Source organism: Azospirillum sp. UENF 211521, assembly GCF_058780535.1.
This window is the reverse complement of the sequence record NZ_JBSNCF010000003.1, coordinates 314,936-336,377: the sequence shown is the minus strand read 5'-3', so window position 1 is coordinate 336,377 and position 21,442 is coordinate 314,936. Positions and strand designations below refer to the sequence as shown.

Sequence of the window (21,442 nt, the reverse complement as noted above, 5' to 3'; positions counted from 1 at the left end):
GTTCAGTAGATGTCGAAGGGGAAGTAATTGCGGTTGATCCGCTGGTAGGTGCCGTCGTTGCGCAGGGCCGTCAGCGCCCGGTCCACCGACGCCTTCAGGTCGTGCTGACCGGGCGGGAAGACGATGTGCACGGTCCCGCCCAGCCCGTCCTCGGACATCGGGGTGCCGATGGTCTCGAAACCGTCCCCGGAGTCGGACAGAAGGAAATGCACCACGTTCAGCGTCGGGCCGATGGCCATCTCGCTTTGGCCGTTGCGCATGGCCTCCCACAGGTCGTCGAGCGTGGAGACGGGGACCACGTTGGCCTGCAGCGCCGGATCGGCGTCGGCGAGACGGAGCAGGGCCGCATGCTGCCGCGAACCGCGGATGGCGGCGATGCGCCGGCTGCGGATCGCCTCCTCCAGGCCCAGTTCCGGCACGCCCCGCCGCCCGACCAGGCTGGTGCTCGACCGCCAATAGGGAATGGAGAACAGGAGCCGCTGCTCGCGGTCCGGCGTGCGCAGGACATTGCCGAAGCCGATGTCGTAGCGGCCCGCGGCGACGTCGTCGATGATCTGCTTGAAGGGCGCCGCGTCGAAGCTGCACACCACGCCCAGCGACCGGCACAGCTCCCGCCCGAAGTCGATGTTGAAGCCGACCAGCAGACCGTCGGCGTCGCGGTCGCTGAAGGGCGGGGAATGGTCGATGACCACGACGCGCAGATGCGGCCGGCCGGCCGGCGGCGGCGCGTCGGCCCCGGCCGGCTGCGGCAGCGTGAGCCCGGCGAGCAGGACTGAGGCGGTCAGGACTGCGGCGGTCAGGATGGCGTGTGCCGTGGGGAAGCGCATGCGGAAACCCATGGGGGCCTCAGTACATCCGGAAGGGCAGGAAGCGGGAGCTGATGGCGTCGTAGCGCCCGTCCGCCAGGATGGCCCGCAACGCCATGTTGACGCGGTCGCGCAACTCCTCGCGCCCCAGCGGGAGGGCGATGGCCGACTCACCGCCCAGCCCGCTCTCGGTCAGCGGGTCGCCCACCACCTCCAGCGCCTCCCCCTCGGCGCTGGTCAGCAGATGGACGGTGACGGCGGTCGGGGCCAGGGCCAGATCGACCTGCCCGTCGAGGACGGCGCGCAGCGCCTCCGCCTGATCGTCGTAGATCACCACCGTGCAGCCGGTGTTCTTCGCGGTCAGGTAATCATACTGCTTCGACCCGCGGGTGACGGACACGCGCTTCCCGTTCAGGTCCGGCGCCACGCCCGGCGTCCATTCGCCGGCCCGCCCGATGTAGCTGGAGCTGGACCGCTTGTGGCGGTCGGTGAAGAGGTATTTCTTCATCCGCTCCGGAGTCTTCAGGATGCTGGCGACCGCAAAGTCGGCGGCGTTGCGGTCGAGCAGGTCCAGGACTTCCGGAAACTGCAGGGCGGTGATCTCGCAGCGGATGCCCATGGTGTCGCAGAGCGCGCGGGCGATCTCCACCTCGAAGCCGGTCAGCTTGCCTTGCTCGTCCACCATCGCGTAGGGAGCCATCCTCCAGGTCAGCACCCGGTAGACCTCGTCCGCCTCGGCGGACAGCACCGCCGGGACGGAGAGCAGGACGGCAAGCCACAAGGTCGCGACGGTGCGAAACGGCATCAGGCGGTGCATAGGCTGCCTCGGCATAGCGGAACGATGGAGCGCGGCGCCCGTCCGGCGTTCCATGGCCGGGGGCGCGCAGCGCTCCGATTGAACATCGGCGCGTCCGCCGGTTCAAATTCCGGCTCGGCCGTGACAATACCATCGCGGACGGACCGGTCAAGGCGATCATTAATCTTATAAGTTGCTAAAATTCCGGAGCATGCCGCCGAAACGGCGCCGATCGGATTTTATCTCTCCTTTCCCTCAATGCCCGCTGTCGTCTGTCGGGACGTTCATCAGGCCGCGAGGGTGCGCGACAGCGCCTTGACCTTTCCGGTCGATTGGGCGGCGTCTTCGGTGGCGCGGGCGATGCCGGCCATGTTGCCGCTGATCGTCGCGATGGCGTCGGCCGTGGCCTGCATGTGGGCGGAGATGTCGCGGACGACGGCACTCTGCTCCTCGGTGGCGGAGGCGATGGCGGCGGAGATGCCGTTCAGTTTGCGGATCGTCCCGCCGATCGAGCTGATGGCGCGGGCGGCGGAATCGGTGGCGCCCTGAACCTGGGCGATCTGCGAGGTGATCTGCTCCGTCGCCTTGGCCGCCTGGGTCGCCAGCGCCTTCACCTCCGTCGCGACCACCGCGAAGCCCTTGCCGTTCTCGCCGGCCCGCGCGGCCTCGATGGTGGCGTTCAGCGCCAGCAGATTGGTTTGGTTGGCGATGTCCGAGATCATCTTGACCACCAGGCCGATCCGCTTGGCGGCCTCCACCAGTTCCTCGACGGTCGCGCCGATCCGCTCGGCCTCGCCGACCGCCTCGTTCGAGATGACCGAGGCGGTGGCGGTCTGCTGGCTGATCTCGTTGACGGACGCGACGAGTTCCTCGGCCCCGGCGGCGACGGACTGGACGGTGTGGCTGGTCTGGGCGGCGGCGTTCGCGGCGGCGGCGGCCTGCCGGTTGGCATCGGCGATGGACTGGGTGATGTGGCCGAGGTCACCATCCACCGCGCGCCCGATGTCGGCGCGGTTCAACCGCTCTTTGACCCGCTCCGTGGTGTCGGTGGCGAACTTGACGACCTTGACCAGACGGCCTTGCGGGTCGAAGACGGGGTTGTAGCTGGCCTGGATCCAGACGTCGCCGCCATCCTTGCGGATCCGCCGGAATTCCGTCGTCTGATGCTCGCCGCGCCGGAGCGCGTCCCAGAAGCGGCGGTAGCCTTCGCTGTTGCGCTCCTCCGGCGCCACGAAGATGGCGTGATGCCGACCGGTGATCTCCTCCAGCCGGTAACCCATGATGGCGAGGAAGTTGGCGTTGGCCGTCAGGACATTGCCGTTGATGTCGAATTCGATGACCGCCTGCGATTTGTTGACCGCGGCGATCTGCCCCTCCTGATCGGCGGAGCGGTGTTTGCCGGCGGTGATGTCCACAGCGTAGGCCACGACCATGACCGTCCGTCCCGCGTCGTCGCGGATCGGGGTGAAGAGCGTGTGGACCCAGGTTTCCCGTCCCGCCTTGTCAACCAACAGGCATTCCCCGGACCGCGGTTCGCCGCGCCGCAGCGCATCCCACACGGCCTTGGGGTTGCCACCCTCCTCGCCTCGAAGGGAGAGAACGGACGACCAGGGACGACCCTTGATCTCATCCGGGCTGCAGCCAAGCGCGGCAATGAAATTTTTGTTTGCGGAAAGAACAATGCCGTCCGGCGAAAGTTCGATGATGGCCTGGGCGGCATCCAATGCCGCGAGCTTGGCTTTAGCTTCCGCGCGTCCCGCAGAGATGAGCTTGAACATGGTATCACCAGAGGCGTGTGAAGGTGGCTGGGTAACCGTATCCAAAATTGATTTAGGTAACACTAATCATGAATTTCAATTCAATTTATCGCAATGTGAGATTTCAAATGGTCATACTCTGATCGTTTACCGCGTTGGTGATACAAAATGAAACTGGAGTCCGGCACTTTGGCTCTGCATTGAAAAGTTCGATCCCGTTTCGCTTAATTTTCGCAGCATCGGCTGAACAGAAATTATAGGGAACGCTTTCAATTGGCTTCGGACCATTCGTTTCAACTTTGAAACAACACTATCCTCATGTGAGCGGCTGGGCGGGAGACGGTGTCGTTGCGCCGACAGAGCACCGATCCGGGAGAGTGTCCTCAAGAAGTTGACAAGGAAACCATCAGCCAGTTAGTTTCTAAGGAAACTCATGGAGGGTCTGTTGGCCGAGCCGAACATCAGCCCGCTCGACGCGCATCTCGGCTACTGGCTGCGCTTCGTGTCGAACCACGTGTCCCACGCCTTCGCCGCGATGCTGGCGGAACGGGGGGTGACCGTCGCCGAATGGGTCGTCCTGCGCGACCTCCACAGCAACGACGGCGTTGCGCCCAGCCTTCTCGCCGACCGGCTGGGCATGACGCGGGGCGCCATCTCGAAACTGGCCGATCGGCTCGCCACCAAGGGGCTGCTCACCCAAACCGCCGATGCGGACGACCGGCGTTACCAGACGCTGGCGCTCACCCCGCAGGGGCGGGCGCTGGTGCCCGATCTGTCCGCCATGGCGGACCGCAACGACGCGAATTTCTTCGGCCATCTCGACCACGCGGAGCGGGCGCGGATCGAGGAGACTCTGAAGGGCATCGTCCGCCGGATGGGGCTGCGCTCCATTCCCATCGATTGACCGCTCATTTGACCGCGACGCACGGATACAACGCCATGGACCCCCGAATCACCACCGTCCTGCAGGAGTGCAGCCGCGCGTCGGACGACGAGCGAATCACATTCCCCGAGGTCGTCGCGGCGCTGGCCGTCGCAGGGGTGGAGCGCTACCACACCGATCTCGTGCGCGCGGAAACGACCTACTATTTCCCGGACGGGACGACGGAGCGGGTGGAGGCCCGGCCGTCCAGACTGGCGCCGGCCGTGGATTTCTCGGCGGAGAGCGTGGAGTCCGCCGTCCGCGCCATCCAGGCCGGAGCGATCCGTTATGGCGGCTTCCGCGAGCGGCTGCTGCGGGCCGGCTGCGCCGGCTGGACGGTCAGCATCCTGGGCCGGCGGGTCGTCTATTACGGCCGCAGCGGCGACAGCCACACCGAGTGGTTCCCCGGCGTGCGCTGACTCCGCTGGGCCGTTTCCGCTCTCACCAGCCCAGGCGGCGGGACAGCACGGGGCCGAGGTCGCCGCGCCATTCCTTCAACTCGGCCTCCGTGCGCTCGACCGCCCGCTGGTCGCGGAAGCGCTTGAGCGCGCGGTTCGCGTCGCCGCGCGCCTCCATGGCGGCCAGGCGCTTGGCCACCTCCGGCTCCGACGCCACGGCCTGCCGCCAACGCTCCAGCCGCACCTCCGCCACCGCATCCACAATGGGCTGCAAAGCCGGCATGCGGCCCAGCTTCTTCACACCGGGCGCCAGCCGGGTCGCGGCGGCGGCGGCGGCCTCCTTGGGGATGCGCGGAAAGGCCCGCTGCACCGCCTTGGTCAAAGCGTCCTTGATGTCGTCGCCGCGCTGCTTGGCCTCGGCGCCCCGGCTCACCCGCGCGGCGGCGCGCGTCTGCTTCTTGGCGTGCCAGGACAGGATGCCGTCGGCGATCTCCCGCGCGTCGGCATCGAGCCAGACGACGCTCTCCGCCCCGTCCGCGAGCAGCGCTTTCGCCGCGTCGGGAAGCTCCGGGTCGTCTGCGGAGGCGGTTCCGGCGAGACCCAGCGCCTTCAACGACCGCAGGGAGCGCGCCCGTCCGTCGTCGCCGGCCAGCAGGACGGATTCCGCCAGGGTGCCGCCATCCAGCAGGCTGTGCAGAAGCTCCAGGTCACCATGGGTCCAGCGGCGGGCGGCGGTCAGCCGTTCCACCCGCAGGCGCAGCAGGTCGCGCACCGCCGGGCGGGCAGCGGCCGGAGCGCAGCTTTCCACGCGCCACACGCCGCCCTCGAAGCGCGCGACGGCCCACTGCGCGCCGTTCTCGACGGGCTGGTCGGTGGGGAAGGCACCATCCAGGTTCCAACGGTCGCTGGCCCGCAGGCACCCCTCTGGTGGACTCTGCCAGGGCGTTCCGGGCTTGGAATAGAAGCTTGGAGCTACCGCGTTGCGCAGGACGAAGCGCCAGCCCGCGACCTGCGCGGCGAGGCTGTCGGGCATGGTGGCCGGACGGGGCGCATCGCCCAGCTTCAAGAGAGGTTCAGGGGCATCCTGGTTGGGCAGAGAGGCTTCGGGCGACGGGTGTTCAGACGGCATGACGGCTCCTTCCGGCGGCACTGTAGCACAGGGCGCGGCGGCGCCCTGCAACTTTGCGGCCGTCCGTTATCGAAGAGTCCGTCGGCATGGCGTTTTGTTAAGGCTGGTCGGCAATGTTTAAAAACAACCATAGAAATATCTGTAACCTATCCATGATTTCAGCCTCCTGAACGTTCCGCATGGCAAATTACGATCTCTTGATCGAGGTCAAGGAGGAACGCCGTGGCGCAAACTCAAATTGACGAATGTTGTTCGTTGCCGCGAGAAGTTCCATGCGATTACTGTCGATCAAGGTCATTCTGCCGCAGATTGTCGGCGGACTCGCTCTTCTCGGAATTTTCATGTCCGGCGATGCCGCCTTCGAGGCCCTCCGCGGCGTCGAGACGGCCGCGGCCTACCGCAGGGTCAATCAGGTGGCCAGCGGGCTGGTGGTCGCCGCCGGGGACTTCGCCCAGGAACGGGGCGCCACCAACGGCGCGCTGAACAGCCCGGACCCGCTTCCGGCCGATCGGCGCGCCCGCCTGCAGCAGCGCCGCGACGGCGCCGACGGCGCCTTGGGGGCCGCGCTGGAGGCGTTGCGCGCCGCACCGGAGATGGTCCGGCACACTCCGCGCCTGGACGCGGTGGAGGCGTCGATGACCGCCTTCAAGGATTACCGGCGCGGTGTGGACGAGGCGCTGTCGCGCCAGCCCGCCGATCGCTCGCCGGACGTGGTGTCGGGATTCGGCGCGGTCATCACCGCGCACATCGAGCGGATCGGCTCCCTGCGCCTGTTGCTGGAGGCGGTGGCCCCGCCACCGAAGACGGCGACCTTCCAGCTGGTCCAGTTGCGCGGCTATGCGGCCGACATGGCCGAGCATGCCGGGCGGGAACGCGGGCTGTTCAGCGCCCTCGTCGCCGGCGGGCGGGCGGTCACGCCTGCACAGGCCGAAGCGCTGGCGCAGTCGCGCGGGCGGCTGGAGCAGGCCTGGGACGGCATCCGCGCGCTGCGCGCCCGCCCGGACCTCACTCCGGACCTGGCCCACGCCATCGACGGGATCGAGGCCGCCTATTTCCAAGGCTTCTCGGAGACCCGGCGGGCCGTTCTGAAGGCCGGTGCGGACGGTCGCTATCCCCTGACCGCCGACGAATGGTTGAGCCGGGCGACCGTGGGCATCGACTCCATCCTCACGCTGGCCGGAACGGTGGGCGCCGCCATCGACGCGGCGGTTGCGGAGGCCGCGGATGAGGCGCGCTCCGACCTGCTCGTCAGCCTCGCCGTCTTCACGCTCAGCCTGCTTCTGGGCGTGGGTGGCTCGTTGCTGGTGGTCCGGCGGATCGTCCGGCCGCTGACCGCGATGACCGGGGCCATGCGGCAACTGGCCGATGGCGATCTGGCGGTCGCCATCCCCGGCACCGGGCGCCGCGACGAGATCGGCGCCATGGCGCAGGCCGTTGAGGTCTTCCAGGAGCACGCCGTGGCGCGCGAGCGGCTGGAGGCGGAGCAGCGGCGCGACCAGGAGGCGCGCGAGCGGCGGGCGGCCGCGTTGGACCGGCTGACCCGCGGCTTCGAAGCCAAGGTGAGCGGGCTGGTCGGCACCCTGTCCTCCGCGGCGACCGAGATGGAGGCGACCGCCGGCTCCATGTCGACGGCGGCCCAGCAGACCAACCACCAGTCCTTCGCCGTGGCCGCCGCGTCGGAGCAGGCCTCGACGAACGTGCAGACCGTAGCGGCGGCGACCGAGCAGCTCACCGCCTCCATCCGGGAGATCGGCAACCGCGCCGCCCAGTCGCAGGCGATCACGACGCGGGCCGTTGCCGACGCCCGGCGGACGGACGAGACGGTCCGGCTGATGGCCGGCTGCGCCCAGCGCATCGGCGAGGTGGTCGGCCTGATCCAGGCGATCTCCAGCCAGACCAACCTGCTGGCGCTGAACGCCACCATCGAGGCGGCGCGCGCCGGCGACGCCGGCAAGGGCTTCGCCGTCGTGGCGCACGAGGTGAAGACGCTGGCGAGCCAGACCGCGCAGGCGACCGACGACATCGCGGCGCAGATCGCCCAGGTGCAGACCGTCACGCGCGACGCCGTCGCGGCGATCCAGGACATCGCCAGCGTGATCGGCGAAGTGAACGAGATCGCCACCGCCATCGCCGCCGCGGTGGAGGAGCAGGGCGCCGCCACCCAGGAGATCACCCGCAACGTCCATCAGGCGGCCGTCGGCACGCAGGAGGTCGCGTCCAACATCGCCGGCGTACAGCAGGCGGCCAACGACACCGGGGCGGCGGCGACCCATGTGCTGAGCGCGGCGCAGGAGCTGTCGCAGCAGGCGGAGCGGCTGACCGGCGAAGTCGGCGACTTCCTCGCCGGTGTCCGCAGCGCCTGACCGCAACAGGCGCCCGGGCGGCGCTCAGTGGTGGGCGGATTCCTCCCCGGCGCCGTCCTGTCCGAAGCTGTGCAGGATGCGGGCGAAGCTCGTGGCGCCGGCGCTGCGCATGGGAACGAAGGGCTTGCCCATGCGGCGGCACAGCCCCTTCACCCGCAGGCAGGCGTCGTGGCTGACGCAGTCGACCGGACAGACCACCACGTCGGCGCGCTCGACCAGCCCCTCCAGGCAGCGGGTGGTCTGCTCGAACCCGCCGTCATGGTGCAGCAGGCAGCCGTTGCGCGTTTCCACCGCCGCCCGCAGATGGGGCAGGCTCTTGGTCCGTCCGCCCACATAGAGGATGGCCCGCCCGCCGAGGTCGGTCGGGGCGTTCGTCCCGGCAACGGCGGTGCGGCGGAGCTGCGCGGCCGGCGGGTCGAGCAGGCGGCGCAGCCGCTCCACCTCCGCCTCGGCGTGGCGGGCGCGCATCCGCTCGCTGGCGACGCGGCGGTGCAGGGCGTCCATGGTGCGCAGAAGCCGCGCCTGGCCCGGCGCGCGGCCGGACGGCGCTTTCGGGGCGATCGGCGTTTCCAGAACCGCGGGCGCGGCCCGCTGGGCGGCGAGCTGAGCCTCCAGCTCCCGGATGCGGGCGTCCTTCTCGGCGACGCGCTCGGCGGCGGCGCGCTCCTGCTTGGCCAGCCGGGCGGTCATCTCCTCGCAGCGCCGGGCCAGATCGCGGTTTTCCCGCAATTGGCGGCGGTTCTCACCGCCCATGATGTGGGAGAGCATGTGCACGTCGGCGAAGGCGCGCACCCGCACCGCGTCGGGCATGGCGCCGTGGCTCAGCACGCCCCAGTAGGCGGCGGCAACGTCGCCCGAGGCCACCGCGGCGGTCCACAGCGCCATCCAGCCCTCTTCGGTCGTCTCGCGCGCGAAGCGCTTCACCGCGATGGCGAAGGTCTCGTCCAGCCGCTTGTGCATCAGCCGGGCTTCCGGCCCGTCTTCCGCGGCCTTCTCCACGAAATAGCGGTGGATGTCGTAGGGGCGGGCGTCCGCCGTGGGGACCAGCTTCAGCCGCCGGCACAGCCACGCCACATCCTCCGACGACAGGCAGGTGCCCACGATCGAGCAATGATACTCCGTGGGAATCGTCCACAGCTTCCGGCGCTTGGCCTGTCCCAGTACGCAGGATGGCACGGTCTTCCGACAACGCTCACACATCGTCTCCGCCCCCGATTGGCTTCGGCTGTTGAATCGCGGGTCCCGTCCGGAGCCAAGCGTGGCGGTGGAGCGGAACATGCTCCACTAATAGTGCGAATCATTCGCATTTGCAAATGAAGAGCGACGGCAGCCGTGCCGGCGGCGTCAGGTTGGGAGAATGCGGTCGATCGTCAGCTGGCGTGTGATTCCGTCGGCGTCGCTGTAGGGCATCCGGGCGCCTTCCCGGAGGCCGAGCATGGCCACCCCCAGAGGGGAGGCGACGGTGATCTGCTCTTCCTTGGGCGCTTGATCCGGATAGACCAGTTCTCCCCATTCCAGTGGCAGGCCGTCGTCGCGGCGGAACAGCACCCGGCTGCCCATTCGCACGATCGTCCGGGGCAGGTCGCTTTCCGGCCGGACAATCGCCCGCTCCAGCTCCCGCGACAGGAACGCCGAGACCTCCGGAGCCTGAACGGCCAGGCGGTCCATGGCCCGCAGCAGGCGGCCATACTCCATGCGCCCGATCCAGATCAGCGGCCGGTCGGTTCCCTCGGTCATCGATGCATCCTCGGCTGCGCGGCGACGGTGTGTGACGCTCCGATGAACTCTCGCCCACGCGGATTGTCCACGGCCATCCGTATGATTACGGAGCGTTCGCGGCGCGTTGGGCTGTAAAAAAATTATCGTTGTTTTCCAAAGCGTTGCGCGATTTCCGTAGTAATACGGATATTTTGATCCGGGTTATTCCCCAGTAGAAAAAGCCGTCATATGCCTTAGGGGCGGTGAGCAGAACCTTCCAGGAAGGAGATGCGGCCAACCTGCGGTGCTCCTGACCGAAACCATGGGGAAGAGTAATGGACGATCTGCTTTCGGGGGCGCTGAGCCGCCTGGATGAAGCCGCGAAGCACGTTGAGGTGGATTCCGAGGTTCTCGAGAAGCTGAAATATGCCAAGGAGACCCTGAGCGTCCGCCTGTCGGTGCGCATGGACGACGGATCGCGGCGCTCCTTCCCGGCGTGGCGGTGCCGCTACGACGACACCCGCGGCCCGACCAAGGGCGGCATCCGCTTCCATCCGAGTTCCAACCTGGAGGAGGTGACCACGCTGGCTTTCTGGATGACCTTCAAGTGCGCGGTGATGAACCTGCCTTACGGCGGGGGCAAGGGCGCGGTGAAGGTCGATCCGCACAGCCTGTCCAAGTCAGAGCTGGAGCGCCTGTCGCGCGCCTATGTGCAGGCTTTCGCCGGCATGATCGGACCCGACCGCGACATCCCGGCGCCGGACGTCTACACCAACTCCATGATCATGGGGTGGATGGCCGACGAGTACAGCTCCATCGTCCGCCAGCCGAGCCCGGCCGTGATCACCGGCAAGCCGCTGCCGCTCGGCGGATCGCTCGGGCGCGACGACGCGACCGCGCGCGGCGGCTACTACCTCATCAAGCATCTGGAGAAGGACCTGGGCCTCTCCGGATCGGCCCGCCGGGTGGTGATCCAGGGCTACGGCAACGCCGGCTTCCACATCGCGCGTCTGCTGCACGCGGACGGTTACCGCATCGTCGGCCTGTCCGATTCCCGCGGCGCCATCGTCTGCGCGGACGGGCTGGACCCGCAGGCCGTACAGGCGGCCAAGGAGCGCGGCGGCTCGGTGACCGCCTACACGGAAAACGGCGCCCGTGCGGTGACCGGCGACGAGCTTCTCGGCACCGATTGCGAGATCCTGGTCCCGGCGGCGCTGGAGGATCAGATCCACAGGGGCAACGCCGGGCTCATCAAGGCCCGCGTCGTCCTGGAACTGGCCAACGGCCCGATCACGCCGGACGCCGACCGCATCCTGAACGAGGCCGGCGTCATCGTCCTGCCCGACATCCTGGCGAACGCCGGTGGCGTGACGGTGTCCTACTTCGAGTGGGTGCAGAACCGCCAGGGCTACTATTGGGGCCTGAGCGAGATCCACGAGCGCCTGCGCGTGATCATGGAGACCGAGGGCCGCCGGGTCTGGGACATGGGAACGGCCCGGAACATCCCGATGCGCACCGCGGCCTACGCCCACGCGCTGGAGCGGCTGTCGAGCGCCATCGCCGCGCACGGAACGCAGCCGTTCTTCGTCGGCTGATCCGCGCGTTGTGGGGACGGGGGCCCATTGGGCGTTCGTCACCCGCATCGGCGCCCACCGCATAGGCGAACGCGCCGGTTGGACGGTATAGTCGATGCCCGCCACCCGTGCCGTTCGCCCGTGCAGCCCGAAAGACTGTTCTGAGATGCCTTTTCCACCCGCCAGCCGTGCGACGGGAACGCCGGCCATCCTGACCGGCCGGGACATGGTCCTGCTGTCGCTCGCCTTCCTGGCGGCCTATCTGCCCATCGACTGGCTGACCTTCATCCATCCCCGCCCGAGCCTCAACATCACGCCGTGGAACCCGCCGGCCGGGCTCTACATGGCGCTTCTGCTGTGGACCGGCGCGCGCGGCCTGCCGATGGTCTACGCCACGCTGATCCTGGCCGATCTGGTGGTGCGGGGGCATCCCGCCTCGATCGCCTCGCTGCTGCTCTCGAATCTCGCCATCGTCGCCGGCTACGGAGCCGCCGCCCATGTTCTGCGCCACCGGGTGGCGATCGGCCTGGCGCTGAACCGGGTGCGCGACGTCGGCTGGCTGGTCGGCGTCACCTTCCTGAGCGCCGCCGTGGTGGCGCCCGTCTTCGTCGGCGTGTTCGTCCTGGACGGGGCCTTGCCCGCGGCCGACCTGCCGACGCTGGCCTTCCAATACTGGCTGGGCGACGCCATCGGCATCGCCGTGGTCACGCCCTTCGTCCTCCTCCTGCATCATCCCGACAAGACGCCCGCCTGGAGCGTGCCGAAGACGCCCACCGCCGCCCAGACGGCGGCCATCGCCGCGGCCCTGCTGCTGGTCTTCCTGCCCATCGGCGACGGCCAGTTCAACCTGTTCTACGTGCTGTTCCTGCCCCTCGTCTGGGTCGCCGTGTCGCACGGCCTGCCGGGCGCGGTGCTGGCGGCCCTGGCCATCCAGAGCGGCCTGATCGCCGGTCTGCAGGCGATCGGCCTTCCCCTGGGCGCGGTGGTGTATCACCAGACGCTGATGCTCGCCCTGGCCATCACGGCCCTGTTCCTCGGCGCCCTGGTCAGTGAGCGGCGCGAGGTCGAGGCCCGGCTGCGCGAGCACCAGACCGAGTTGGCCCACCTCTCGCGCCTCACCGTCACGGGCGAGATGGCGTCGGCCCTGGCCCACGAGCTGAACCAGCCGCTGCTGGCCGCCATCAGCTACGCGCGCGCCGCCCAGCGCCTGCTGGAGGGCGACGACACGCCGCCGCGCGCCCACGAACTCATCGACAAGGCGGTGATCCAGGCGGAGCGCGCGGGCGAGGTCATCCGCGGGCTGCGCACGTTCCTCAGCAAGGGATCGCTCCAACTGGCGCCGGAATCGGCCACCGAGATCCTGCGCGAGACGCTGACCCTGGTGCGCGGGGACGCGGCCTACAACCGGGTCCAACTCAAGGTGGACATGGCGGAGCCGCTGCCACTCGTGCTGTGCGACCGCATCCAGATCGAGCAGGTCCTCCTCAACCTCGTGCACAACAGCATCGAGGCCATCGCCGCGGCCGACAGCCCGGTGCGCGAGGTCGTCCTGCGCGCCCAGGCGACACCGCCGGACGGCCTGACCTTCGAGGTCGAGGACAGCGGCCCCGGCGTGTCGCCGGGCATGGTCGAGCATCTCTACTCGCCCTTCGCCACGACGAAGCCGGCGGGCATGGGGCTTGGATTGCCCATCTGCCGCTCGATCATGGAAAGCCACGGCGGCAGGCTGTGGCTCGGCCGCTCCGGTCCCACCGGTTCCGTCTTCCAGGTCTTCCTGCCCGCAGCCCGTTCCGACAGCCGGCCATCCCATGACCCAGACCGATAAACCCTCCCTCGCCGAACCGACCGTCTTCATTATCGACGACGACGAGGCGGTCCGCGACGCGCTCTCCGTCCTCGTCGAGGTGGCCGGCCTGTCCGTGCGCACCTTCGTCAACGCGCTGGAATTCCTGCACCGCTGCGACCCGGAGCAGCCGGGATGCGTGGTGGCCGACCTGCGCATGCCCTTTATGGACGGGCTGGAGCTTCAGGAGGAGCTGACCCGGCGCGGCTGCGGGCTGCCGGTCATCATCATCACCGCCCACGGCGAGGTGAGCGCGGCCGTCACCGCTTTCCGGTCCGGAGCCGTCGACTTCCTGGAAAAGCCGTTCGACGACGGGGTCTTCCTGCGCCGCATCCACGAGGCCTTGCAACGCGACGCCCACCAGCGCCGGGACCGCTCCGCCGCGGCCTCCGCCCTGGCGAAGCTGGCCCTGCTCAGCCCGCGCGAACGCGACGTCGCGGCGCTGATGGTGGAAGGCTGCGCCAACAAGGCCATCGCGATCCGCCTCGGGATTGGCGTCCGCACAGTGGAAACGCACCGGGCGAACATTCTAACCAAGCTGGACATCCGGACGATTCCGGAGCTCATGCGCCTGTGGATGCACACATCGTGAGGGGCATCGTGAGGCACATCCGGGCGACCCGCATCCGGCGCTCCGGCGTCTGAGCGCCCGGACCGCGGCGCCCCCGCCGTCCGGCGGGGGCGCCGTCGGCTCAGCGCAGGAAGTACTGCACCGGCACCACCAGCTCCATGCGGTCCTGCGCAACCTCCGGCGGCGGGGCCGGGAGCGGGGAGGCGCGTTCGACCAGGGCGATCGTCTCCTCGTCCAGCGCTTCGAAACCGGACCCCTTGTGCAGCCGCACCGACACCACCCGGCCCAGCCGGTCGATGGTGATCGCCACCTGCGGGACGCCCTGCTGGCGCCGCATCTGGGCGATGCGGGGGTAGCGCTTGTAGCGTTCCAGATGGCCGAGCACGGCGCCGTGCCAAGTGGGCAGAGCGTTGCTGTTGCGCGGCACCGGCGCCGCCTGGGCCGGCGCGCCCGAGGGCGGGGCGGCGGCGGGCGCGGGGTTGGCCGGGGCTTCGGTGACCGGCTTCGGCTGGGCCTGCGGCTGCGGGCGCGGCTTCGGCGGTTCGGCCTTGGGCTTCGGCTCTTCCTTGGGCTTGGGCTTCGGCTTGGGCGGCGGTTCCGGCAGGGCGACTTCCGCCGGCACGGGCGGTGGCGGTTCTGGGGCGATCTCGGGGATGGGCTCCGGTTCCGGTTCCGGTTCCGGCTCGATCACCGGTTCGGGCGGCATTTCCGGCTCGGGGAGCATCGACTCCAGGGTCGGGGGCGGCTCGGCGGGCGGCGTTTCCGGCAGCGGCGGCAGGTCGAGCATCACCGCGGGCGGCATCGCCGGCGCCTCCTCCATCGCGACGTGCCAGGACAGCGCGCCGACCGCGACGAGGGCGTGGGCGCCCAGCACGACGAGCAGGCTGCCGCCCCAGCGCGCCAGGGCGGGCGCCGTGCGCTCGCCATCCTCCGGGAGGTCGTTGGGATCGACGGTCGCCACGCTCATTTCGCGGCCGCGCCTTCCAGCCCGACCAGAGCGATCTTCAGATAGCCGGCGGCGCGCAGCGCGTTCATCACCTCGGTCAGCGCGCCGTAATCCACGCTGCGGTCGGCGCGCAGGAAGACGCGCGCGCCCTTGTCGCCGTTCGTCACCCCGTCCAGCGCCGCCGCCAGGGATTCCCGCGCCACCGGCGTGTCGCCGACCGACAGGCTCTTGTCGGCCTGGATGGTCAGGAACAGCGGCTTGTCGGGCCGCGGCTGCGGCTGGGCGGTCGAGGCCGGCAGGTCCACCGGCACGTCCACCGTCGCCAGCGGGGCCGCCACCATGAAGATGATGAGCAGCACGAGCATCACGTCGATGAAGGGCGTGACGTTGATGTCGTGCGAACTCGGTGAGATCGTCGCCGTCGTCGAGACGCGCCGCCATGGCCTTACTCCGCCGCCTTGGACACGGCGCGCGGCAAGGCGCGGCGGTCCATGTCGCGGCTCAGCAGCCGCAGCACCGCCGCCGAGGAATCGCCGAGCTGGGCGCGGTAGCCGCCGATGGAGCGGGCGAAGCCGTTGTAGATGACCACCGCCGGGATGGCCGCGACGAGGCCGATGGCCGTCGCCAGCAGCGCCTCGGCGATGCCCGGCGCCACCACGGCGAGGTTGGTCGTCTGCGACTTGGCGATGCCGATGAAGCTGACCATGATGCCCCACACCGTGCCGAACAGGCCGACGAAGGGGGCCGTGGAACCGATGCTGGCGAGGATGCCGGTGCCGCGCATCATGCGCCGCCCCTCCGCCGCCTCGATCCGCTCCAGGCGCGAGGCCGCGCGCTCCTTCAGGCCGTCCTGCGAGGGGGCGTCGGCGGACTGGTGGGCCTCGGCGATCACGGCGCGCAGGAAGGCGGTGGCCGGGGTCTTCTCGAAGCCGATGCTCTCCGCCGCCTGGGTCAGCGACCGCGCCTGCTCCAGCGCCGCCAGGGAGGTCCGCGCCTTGCGCTTGGCCTTCGACAGCTCCAGCGACTTGGCGAGGAAGATGGTCCAGGTCGCCACCGAGGCCAGCGCCAGACCGATCATCACCGCCTGGACCACCGGGCTCGCCGCCATGAACATGCCCCAGGGGGACAGGTCGTGCGGCAGGATCGCCGTCGCGGCGGTCATGTGGTCCAGCCCGGCGGCCGCTCCAGCCGCAGCGTCCGGCGCGGCCAGCGGGGCGGCCAGCGCGTCGGCGGCGGGTGCCGTCATGGGCGCCGTTGCGGGCGCCGCCATGGGGGCCGCCAGAGGGGCCGGTGCCGCGGGTGCGGCGCCGTTGGTGGCGGGGGTGCCCTGCGCCCAGCCGAGTCCGCTCGACAGGAAGGTGCCGGCGGCGGCCATCGCGGCGATGGAACGGGTGTGAAGCGCTGTGAACATTGGCGGTTCAAACTTCTTTGCGGCTGACTTCCTTCCTGTATAGTGCGAACGACTCTCATTTGCACCCATAAAGTGCTATAGTGCTGCTATGCGACAAATGGGCAGCGCGGCGGTTGTTCACGGCGTGACCGATGAACCGCAAGGGGAGATTGCGATGCCCAACGTCCGGACCGTATCGGAACACGGCAGTTTCCGGCTGGTCGAGCGGGATGGATTCTACGCCGTGATCGAGGCGCGCGACGGCCAAGTCTACGGACTCCATGGGGCGGCGGGCAACCGTCCCAGCGCGCCGGACCGCCCGGACGCCGCCGAAGCCGTCGTCGCCCCCGGCGACTGGAGCGCCGAGGATGACGCCCGCCGCTGGTTCGCGGACCTGACCGCCCGCGGCGAGGAGCTGGCCCGTAAAATCTGGTGAGCCGAAACCGGGCGCTGGCCCGGCTCAGAAGGCCTGAATCGCCTGCGACGAGACCGTCCGCCAGCGGGCGTCGGCCTCCTTCAGCATGGTCTGGATGTGGCCGATGTGCACTTGGCCGTAGAGGATCAGGATGTTGCGGTCCGGCTCGGCCTTGATGGCCGCCACCACCTTCTCCTCGCGCAGAGTGGTCAGCGCCGGCGGCAGGGCCTCGCGCACCATGGAGCCCGAGGCGGTGGTCGCCAGCATGAGGCGGATGGCGGCCTGGACGCGCCGCTGCACCCAGCCCGGCAGCGTGTCGTACTCGTCCCGGAGCTGCGCCAGATCGATGGTCTCCTGGTCGGCCTCGTCCGGATCGTCGGGGGGCAGGGCGGCCAGCAGTTGCGACAGGGTGATGTCAACGTTGCGGGCGTCCGGCCCCGGCGGGCCGATCAGGGCGCGGTTGTCCTGCAGCACCAGCCCGTCGCCGAGCAGCTTCGCCATCATCTCGTAGGGATGCTGCTTGCTGTCCGGGTTCCAGTCGGCCCCCAGCCGGCGCAGCACGTCGGCCACACCGGCGGGGTTGGCGGTGTCGTCGGGACGGACCTCCTCGTAGAAGACCAGCCAGCCCTCCTGGCGCCGCTGCGCGATGTGCTTGGCGATCGCGCTGTAGAAGTCCGGTTTGGCGACATGGACCATGCCCTGCATCTCCACCTGCCGCCGCCCGTCGCTCATCACGACTCGCGAGAGTTCCAGTGGAATTTGGTCGGCAATCACCGGCAGGGCGGCCACCACCCCCACGGTCAGGGTGACGAGGCCGCCGGCGAGGATGCCGACGGCGATCAGGACGGTTCGGAGCGCGCGCTTCATGCCCGGACGCTGGCACGAAAAAGGGGCGGGGGCAACCGCTCCGGACTCAACAGGCCCGACGCCGGGCGCCGAGCCTCACACGCCGACCTCCACCGCGGCGTTGACGATGTAGATCATCTCGTTGCGGTCGTTCTTGTCGGCCAGGAAGATGCCGCTGGGTGCCAGCATGCCGCCGGACACCACGTTGAAGGACACCTGCCCATAGGGGAAGACGGCGCGGACGGCGTCCAGGTCCAGACGGTCGGCGTCCGCCGGAACGGCGAGGTGGACGCGGACCTGCATCCGGCTGGTGTCGCCGTCGACCAGCGCCCGCATGCCGGGCATGGAGTTGCGCTCGATGGCGTTGCGCACGGCGCGCACGGCGGCCTTGGTCACGTCCTGCCCATGCAGATCGGCGCCCATGCCGAGTTCGACGAACATCACCTGCTTCATGGTCGCGGCTCCTTCTTGTTCCCTGGGGCAACAATTGCGCCCAGAATGCGCGAGAGTGGCGCCGCCGCCGCGCCCGGACCAACCGCTTTTTCAAGCTGCGGAAACCGGTCCGCCGATCCGGAACGCAAGGTAGCCGTCCGCCCCGGCCTGCCCGGGACTGGTGACCAGTCCGCCGGGCGTCCGTCCGCCGAAGGTCAGGCTGAGATCGGTGCCGCCGTTGCCGTCCAGGTCGATGCGCGCGGTGGCCCCCTGATAACCGGCGGCCCCCGCCAGATCCTCCCAGGTCAGCGTGGAGACGGTGTCGGTCCAGCCCCAGGCGATCGCCCACTCCTCCGGTTGCAGGTCGGTGACGGTCGACCATGTGACGCTCTCGCCCCGTCCGTCGATGAAGAAGGTGTCCGCGCCGGCTCCGCCGCTCAGGAAGTTGGAGCCCGCGCCGCCGTCCAGGACATCGCCCCCGCCTCCGCCCTGCGCGGCGTCGTTGCCGCCGAGCAGGTTCATGAAGTCCCCCTGGTCGCTGCCGATGACCGCCTCGCCCGACGCCGTCCCCAGAAACTGGTTCCGCAGCCCGGCGACCGGGCCGTCGTAGGGCGCCATCCGCACCTCGTAGCTCCGGCTGCCATCCTGGACGAGGGCGCGCTCGTCCGGCGCCGCGCGGGACAGGGCTGCGGCGGCCTCCTGCCGGGCGACGATCCGGTCGCTGAAGACCAGGCGCTCGACGCCGCTCAGCCGGTCAGTGCCGCCGGCCCCGGTGACGATCAGGTCCGCTCCGTTCCCCGACGGATCAGCGGTCACGAAGGCGTTCGCGGAGGGAAAATCATAGACGGCCGTGTCGTTGCCGCTGCCGCCGTCGAGGAGGTCGTCGCCGGCCCCGCCGTCCAGCGTGTCGTCGCCCACTCCCCCCTCCAGGGTCTCGGCGAAGGCGGAGCCGGTCAGCCGATCACCCGCCGATCCCCCGACAACTCTCTCGATTCGGGTGCCGTGGCCGACGAAGAACTGGTTCTGGGCGAGGATCGACGATGCCTGGGCGGAGAACCAGCCCCAGCCGCCCGCCAGATCGACGGTGACGGGAACGTCCGACCCCGCCGCGGACAGGGTGTCGTTGCCCCCGCCGTCCCAGAGGTAGCGCCCCGGCGCTCCCGGCGTCAGGAGATAGAGGTCGTCGCCCGCCCGCACGGTGGGGTTGGGGCCGTAGAGGCGCTGGATCGCCGCGACGTCATAGACACCCAGCCCGCCGGGCCAGACGCCGTAATAGGACATGATCGTGTTGGTCCGGTTGTCCTCGGACGGGGGCAGGAAGGGCGGGGTGCCGCTGCCGGTGCCGTTGTAGTCGCCAGGATGCTTCAGTCCGAGCGCGTGCCCGATCTCGTGGATGTAGGTCCGGTAGCCGGCCGATTCGGGGTCGAGGTAGATGTAGGACCCCGCGGCGTTGGGGTAGTACGCCATGCCGGAGGCGCGGAAGACGTCCAACTGGCTCATGTGGAACTGGAGATTGGCGGTCATGGGGTCCGCCGCCTCCACGAAGGCGAGGTTGGCGACCGCGCTCCATTCCCCCATCGCCTGCAGCGCCATGGCCCGCTGGCCATCGTTGAGGGGCCGGAAGCCCGGCACGTAGCGGAGGCCGGCGTCCACCACCCAGCCGTAGGTCAGGGTGTAGGGCAGGGAAGCGGCGCCGTCCGGCGGAGCCCCCCAGCGGCGCCCGCTGTCGAAGGCGCGCAGAAACAGCGGGTCGTCGGGGCCGGGCGTCGTCCGTCCGGCCGTCACTGGGCCTGCAATACTATCATAGGCTGATTGATCGTCGCCGATTCCGTCTTTGTTCTCGCCAAGGCCGGGAATCCGAGAACTCACTCATCTGCGCAAGCTCCGTCGGGGTGGGCCGGTGTTTCGTTAAATTCGTTTCGAATTTCGATGATAATTGGCGAAAACGATCGGCGTTCGTCTTTCAATCGCTCAGTACTTATGACAAGCCGTTTGACGGCGTTCAATGGATCAGACGGCACCTTCAACATTGAAAGAGGAAAATTTTTCAGCGGATTTTCAGTGTCTTGTGGGCATGCCGGGAAATTCCATCCGCGCACTCGCGAAGCGGAGACGGGGCCGGGTTCTGCGTTGGAGGCAACTGGCAGGATTTTCGGAATGGCATCGAAAACAATAATTGAAAATGAAACGTGATGAGCATCGCTGCCTAACGAAGAAAAAAGCAAAATAAAATCGTTAAAGAATATTAAGACGCAATCCTGTCACAGCATAGGCGTGGATTCGCGGATTGACAGGATCGAGAGATTCCGCAACCGTGGCCGCAGAACAACAACGGGGGAGAAAAAGAGTGCGGTATGGCTGTGTTGCGCTCGCCATCTGTGCTGTTTCTGTTGGGGCATGCTCGTCCACGGCACAGATCGCCACCGTCCCGCCAGCGCCGCAGGACATCGCGTTCGAGGACACATCGGCACCGGTCGTTCCAGAGATCGAACCGGTGTATGTCCATAAGGGCAAGGCGTCCTATTACGCCGATTTCTTCCATGGCCGGACCACCGCGTCGGGGGAGCGCTTCAGCCAGAACCGGCTGACCGCGGCGTCCCGCCGGCTTCCCCTGGGCAGCCGCGTCACGGTGACCAACGCCGACAACGGGCGCAGCGTCGAGGTCGTGATCAACGACCGTGGACCCTACGTGAAGGGCCGGGTGATCGACCTGTCCCGCAAGGCCGCCGGCGAACTGGGCATGATTGAGGACGGCGTGGTGAATGTCCGCGTCGAGGCCCGGCCCTCCGACCAGCCGAACCGTTCGCTGCGGCAACGGCTGGAGCAGATGGTCGCCGCGCTCTACCCCGACCGCAAGCCCGACACCGAACCGCCCGTTACCGTCGCCGAGCGCCCTGAACCGGATTTGGATAGCACGAACTTCGGCGGCACGGATTTGGGCGCCGCCGAGTAACGGGACCGCGCCGCACCGGACGGTGGTTCCCGCCCGAACGTTCAACGCACGCAGGTTTCCGTCCGATTTCCGCCCAAAGGGCGCGGCGCCGCGAAGGCCGCCGACGCGCCCCGGCGGATGGCGGAGCCGTGCGCACAGAGGAGGTTTCACCCCATGCTGAAACTGGTCATCCGCGACACGCATCACGCCGCCGGCCTGTTCCTGGAGCAGGTGGACAACGTCCGCCAGCTCATCGCCGAATTGAAGGCGCTGAAGCGCGTTCCCTCCGCCTCGCTCTATCTGGAGGGACTGGCCGAGCGCTGCCTGCGGCGCGGCTGGACGGTGATCCCAGCCGATCCGCTGATCCGCGGCTGCACGTCGCGCACCCACATCGTCGAACTGCATCTCGACCCCAACCAGCCGGGCGCGCCCTTCGTCGGCATCTACGAGCCGGGGGAGGACGGCACCCCTTGCCGCCGCCTGCACGATTCCCTGGAGGGGCTGGCCAGCCGCCTGCGCCTGCCGCCCGTTACCGCCGCCACCGCTCCCTTGTCGGTGCAGCGGGTCCCGGCGCTGGCCGCCTGACGGCATCCGCGCGGCCTGCGTTCACAAGCCGCATCCATT

General features: G+C 69.0%; 22 protein-coding genes and 1 pseudogene. 10 read left to right on the top strand and 13 right to left on the bottom strand.

From position 1 onward, the window contains the following. Positions 1-2: 2 nt before the first annotated feature. The 3 genes from ACWPN5_RS26305 to ACWPN5_RS26295 all read right to left on the bottom strand — a co-directional run bounded on the left by ACWPN5_RS26305 (position 3) and on the right by ACWPN5_RS26295 (position 3,326). Positions 3-839 carry a substrate-binding periplasmic protein gene (locus tag ACWPN5_RS26305; RefSeq protein WP_492298290.1) on the bottom strand — a complete coding sequence of 279 codons (837 nt, stop codon included), beginning with the start codon at positions 837-839 and terminating at the stop codon, positions 3-5. A gap of 7 nt (positions 840-846) precedes the next feature. Next, positions 847-1,611, bottom strand: coding sequence for a substrate-binding periplasmic protein (locus ACWPN5_RS26300; RefSeq protein WP_247888187.1), 765 nt, complete (start codon positions 1,609-1,611; stop codon positions 847-849). Between the two features lie 278 nt (positions 1,612-1,889). Continuing rightward, positions 1,890-3,326 carry a methyl-accepting chemotaxis protein gene (locus ACWPN5_RS26295; RefSeq protein WP_492298719.1) on the bottom strand — a complete coding sequence of 479 codons (1,437 nt, stop codon included), beginning with the start codon at positions 3,324-3,326 and terminating at the stop codon, positions 1,890-1,892. Here ACWPN5_RS26295 and ACWPN5_RS26290 point away from each other — a divergent pair. The 3 genes from ACWPN5_RS26290 (at position 3,223) to ACWPN5_RS26280 (ending at position 4,700) form a co-directional block, all read left to right on the top strand. After that, a complete protein-coding gene (locus tag ACWPN5_RS26290; protein ID WP_492298728.1) occupies positions 3,223-3,531 on the top strand; it encodes a hypothetical protein in 309 nt (102 codons plus the stop codon). The genes ACWPN5_RS26295 and ACWPN5_RS26290 overlap by 104 nt on opposite strands. Positions 3,532-3,792: 261 nt before the next feature. After that, the gene (locus ACWPN5_RS26285) at positions 3,793-4,263 is read left to right on the top strand and encodes a MarR family winged helix-turn-helix transcriptional regulator (RefSeq protein ID WP_247888568.1); all 471 of its coding nucleotides are present in this window, start codon (positions 3,793-3,795) and stop codon (positions 4,261-4,263) included. A gap of 35 nt (positions 4,264-4,298) precedes the next feature. After that, entirely contained in the window at positions 4,299-4,700 is a 402-nt protein-coding gene (locus ACWPN5_RS26280) for a DUF1398 family protein (protein WP_492298289.1), read from the top strand. Positions 4,701-4,722: 22 nt separating this feature from the next. Here ACWPN5_RS26280 and ACWPN5_RS26275 read toward each other — a convergent pair whose 3' ends face one another. Then, positions 4,723-5,808, bottom strand: a complete 1,086-nt coding sequence (locus tag ACWPN5_RS26275) for a hypothetical protein (protein WP_492298287.1) — start codon at positions 5,806-5,808, stop codon at positions 4,723-4,725. A gap of 272 nt (positions 5,809-6,080) precedes the next feature. Between ACWPN5_RS26275 and ACWPN5_RS26270 the strand changes: the two genes are divergently transcribed. Next, positions 6,081-8,171, top strand: a complete 2,091-nt coding sequence (locus ACWPN5_RS26270) for a methyl-accepting chemotaxis protein (protein WP_492298285.1) — start codon at positions 6,081-6,083, stop codon at positions 8,169-8,171. A 24-nt stretch (positions 8,172-8,195) separates the two neighbouring features. Here the strand turns inward: ACWPN5_RS26270 and ACWPN5_RS26265 are convergent, their stop codons facing one another. Next, a complete protein-coding gene (locus ACWPN5_RS26265) occupies positions 8,196-9,347 on the bottom strand; it encodes a DUF2325 domain-containing protein (protein WP_247888186.1) in 1,152 nt (383 codons plus the stop codon). A 168-nt stretch (positions 9,348-9,515) separates the two neighbouring features. Further along, positions 9,516-9,908 (bottom strand): GreA/GreB family elongation factor, encoded by a 393-nt coding sequence (locus tag ACWPN5_RS26260; protein WP_145681762.1) that lies wholly within the window; start codon positions 9,906-9,908, stop codon positions 9,516-9,518. A gap of 296 nt (positions 9,909-10,204) precedes the next feature. Here ACWPN5_RS26260 and ACWPN5_RS26255 point away from each other — a divergent pair, with 296 nt between their 5' ends. The 3 genes from ACWPN5_RS26255 to ACWPN5_RS26245 all read left to right on the top strand — a co-directional run bounded on the left by ACWPN5_RS26255 (position 10,205) and on the right by ACWPN5_RS26245 (position 13,878). Further along, the gene (locus ACWPN5_RS26255; protein ID WP_492298283.1) at positions 10,205-11,464 is read left to right on the top strand and encodes a Glu/Leu/Phe/Val family dehydrogenase; all 1,260 of its coding nucleotides are present in this window, start codon (positions 10,205-10,207) and stop codon (positions 11,462-11,464) included. Between the two features lie 145 nt (positions 11,465-11,609). Next, positions 11,610-13,268 carry an ATP-binding protein gene (locus ACWPN5_RS26250; RefSeq protein WP_492298282.1) on the top strand — a complete coding sequence of 553 codons (1,659 nt, stop codon included), beginning with the start codon at positions 11,610-11,612 and terminating at the stop codon, positions 13,266-13,268. Further along, positions 13,252-13,878, top strand: coding sequence for a response regulator transcription factor (locus tag ACWPN5_RS26245; RefSeq protein WP_145681757.1), 627 nt, complete (start codon positions 13,252-13,254; stop codon positions 13,876-13,878). Before ACWPN5_RS26250 ends, ACWPN5_RS26245 begins: the two co-directional genes overlap by 17 nt. A gap of 100 nt (positions 13,879-13,978) precedes the next feature. Here ACWPN5_RS26245 and ACWPN5_RS26240 read toward each other — a convergent pair whose 3' ends face one another. The 3 genes and pseudogenes from ACWPN5_RS26240 to exbB form a co-directional block, all read right to left on the bottom strand. Beyond that, positions 13,979-14,824: an energy transducer TonB family protein gene (locus ACWPN5_RS26240; protein WP_492298279.1), complete on the bottom strand. Its 846-nt coding sequence runs from the start codon at positions 14,822-14,824 to the stop codon at positions 13,979-13,981. Further along, a pseudogene (gene exbD, locus ACWPN5_RS26235) lies at positions 14,821-15,244 on the bottom strand (TonB system transport protein ExbD). Before exbD ends, ACWPN5_RS26240 begins: the two are co-directional and overlap by 4 nt. 4 nt (positions 15,245-15,248) lie before the next feature. Further along, complete coding sequence (exbB, locus tag ACWPN5_RS26230; protein WP_492298278.1) at positions 15,249-16,214, bottom strand: tonB-system energizer ExbB; 966 nt, start codon at positions 16,212-16,214, stop codon at positions 15,249-15,251. 154 nt (positions 16,215-16,368) lie between these two features. Between exbB and ACWPN5_RS26225 the strand changes: the two genes are divergently transcribed. After that, on the top strand, positions 16,369-16,629 hold the full coding sequence (locus tag ACWPN5_RS26225) for a hypothetical protein (protein WP_145681753.1): 261 nt from the start codon (positions 16,369-16,371) through the stop codon (positions 16,627-16,629). Between the two features lie 24 nt (positions 16,630-16,653). On the opposite strand, the gene ACWPN5_RS26220 is transcribed toward ACWPN5_RS26225, so the two are convergent. From ACWPN5_RS26220 to ACWPN5_RS26205, 4 genes are all read right to left on the bottom strand, one after another. Next, on the bottom strand, positions 16,654-17,475 hold the full coding sequence (locus tag ACWPN5_RS26220; protein WP_492298276.1) for a hypothetical protein: 822 nt from the start codon (positions 17,473-17,475) through the stop codon (positions 16,654-16,656). 75 nt (positions 17,476-17,550) lie between these two features. Further along, complete coding sequence (locus ACWPN5_RS26215; RefSeq protein ID WP_119508166.1) at positions 17,551-17,907, bottom strand: Lin0512 family protein; 357 nt, start codon at positions 17,905-17,907, stop codon at positions 17,551-17,553. A gap of 90 nt (positions 17,908-17,997) precedes the next feature. Next, the gene (locus tag ACWPN5_RS26210; protein ID WP_492298275.1) at positions 17,998-19,671 is read right to left on the bottom strand and encodes a reprolysin-like metallopeptidase; all 1,674 of its coding nucleotides are present in this window, start codon (positions 19,669-19,671) and stop codon (positions 17,998-18,000) included. Positions 19,672-19,751: 80 nt separating this feature from the next. Continuing rightward, a complete protein-coding gene (locus ACWPN5_RS26205) occupies positions 19,752-20,111 on the bottom strand; it encodes a hypothetical protein (protein WP_492298274.1) in 360 nt (119 codons plus the stop codon). A gap of 269 nt (positions 20,112-20,380) precedes the next feature. Here ACWPN5_RS26205 and ACWPN5_RS26200 point away from each other — a divergent pair, with 269 nt between their 5' ends. Both ACWPN5_RS26200 and ACWPN5_RS26195 read left to right on the top strand, forming a co-directional pair. After that, positions 20,381-20,839 (top strand): septal ring lytic transglycosylase RlpA family protein, encoded by a 459-nt coding sequence (locus ACWPN5_RS26200; RefSeq protein ID WP_200477311.1) that lies wholly within the window; start codon positions 20,381-20,383, stop codon positions 20,837-20,839. A 153-nt stretch (positions 20,840-20,992) separates the two neighbouring features. Then, a complete protein-coding gene (locus tag ACWPN5_RS26195) occupies positions 20,993-21,403 on the top strand; it encodes a hypothetical protein (protein ID WP_145681748.1) in 411 nt (136 codons plus the stop codon). The last annotated feature ends 39 nt before the right edge of the window (positions 21,404-21,442 follow it).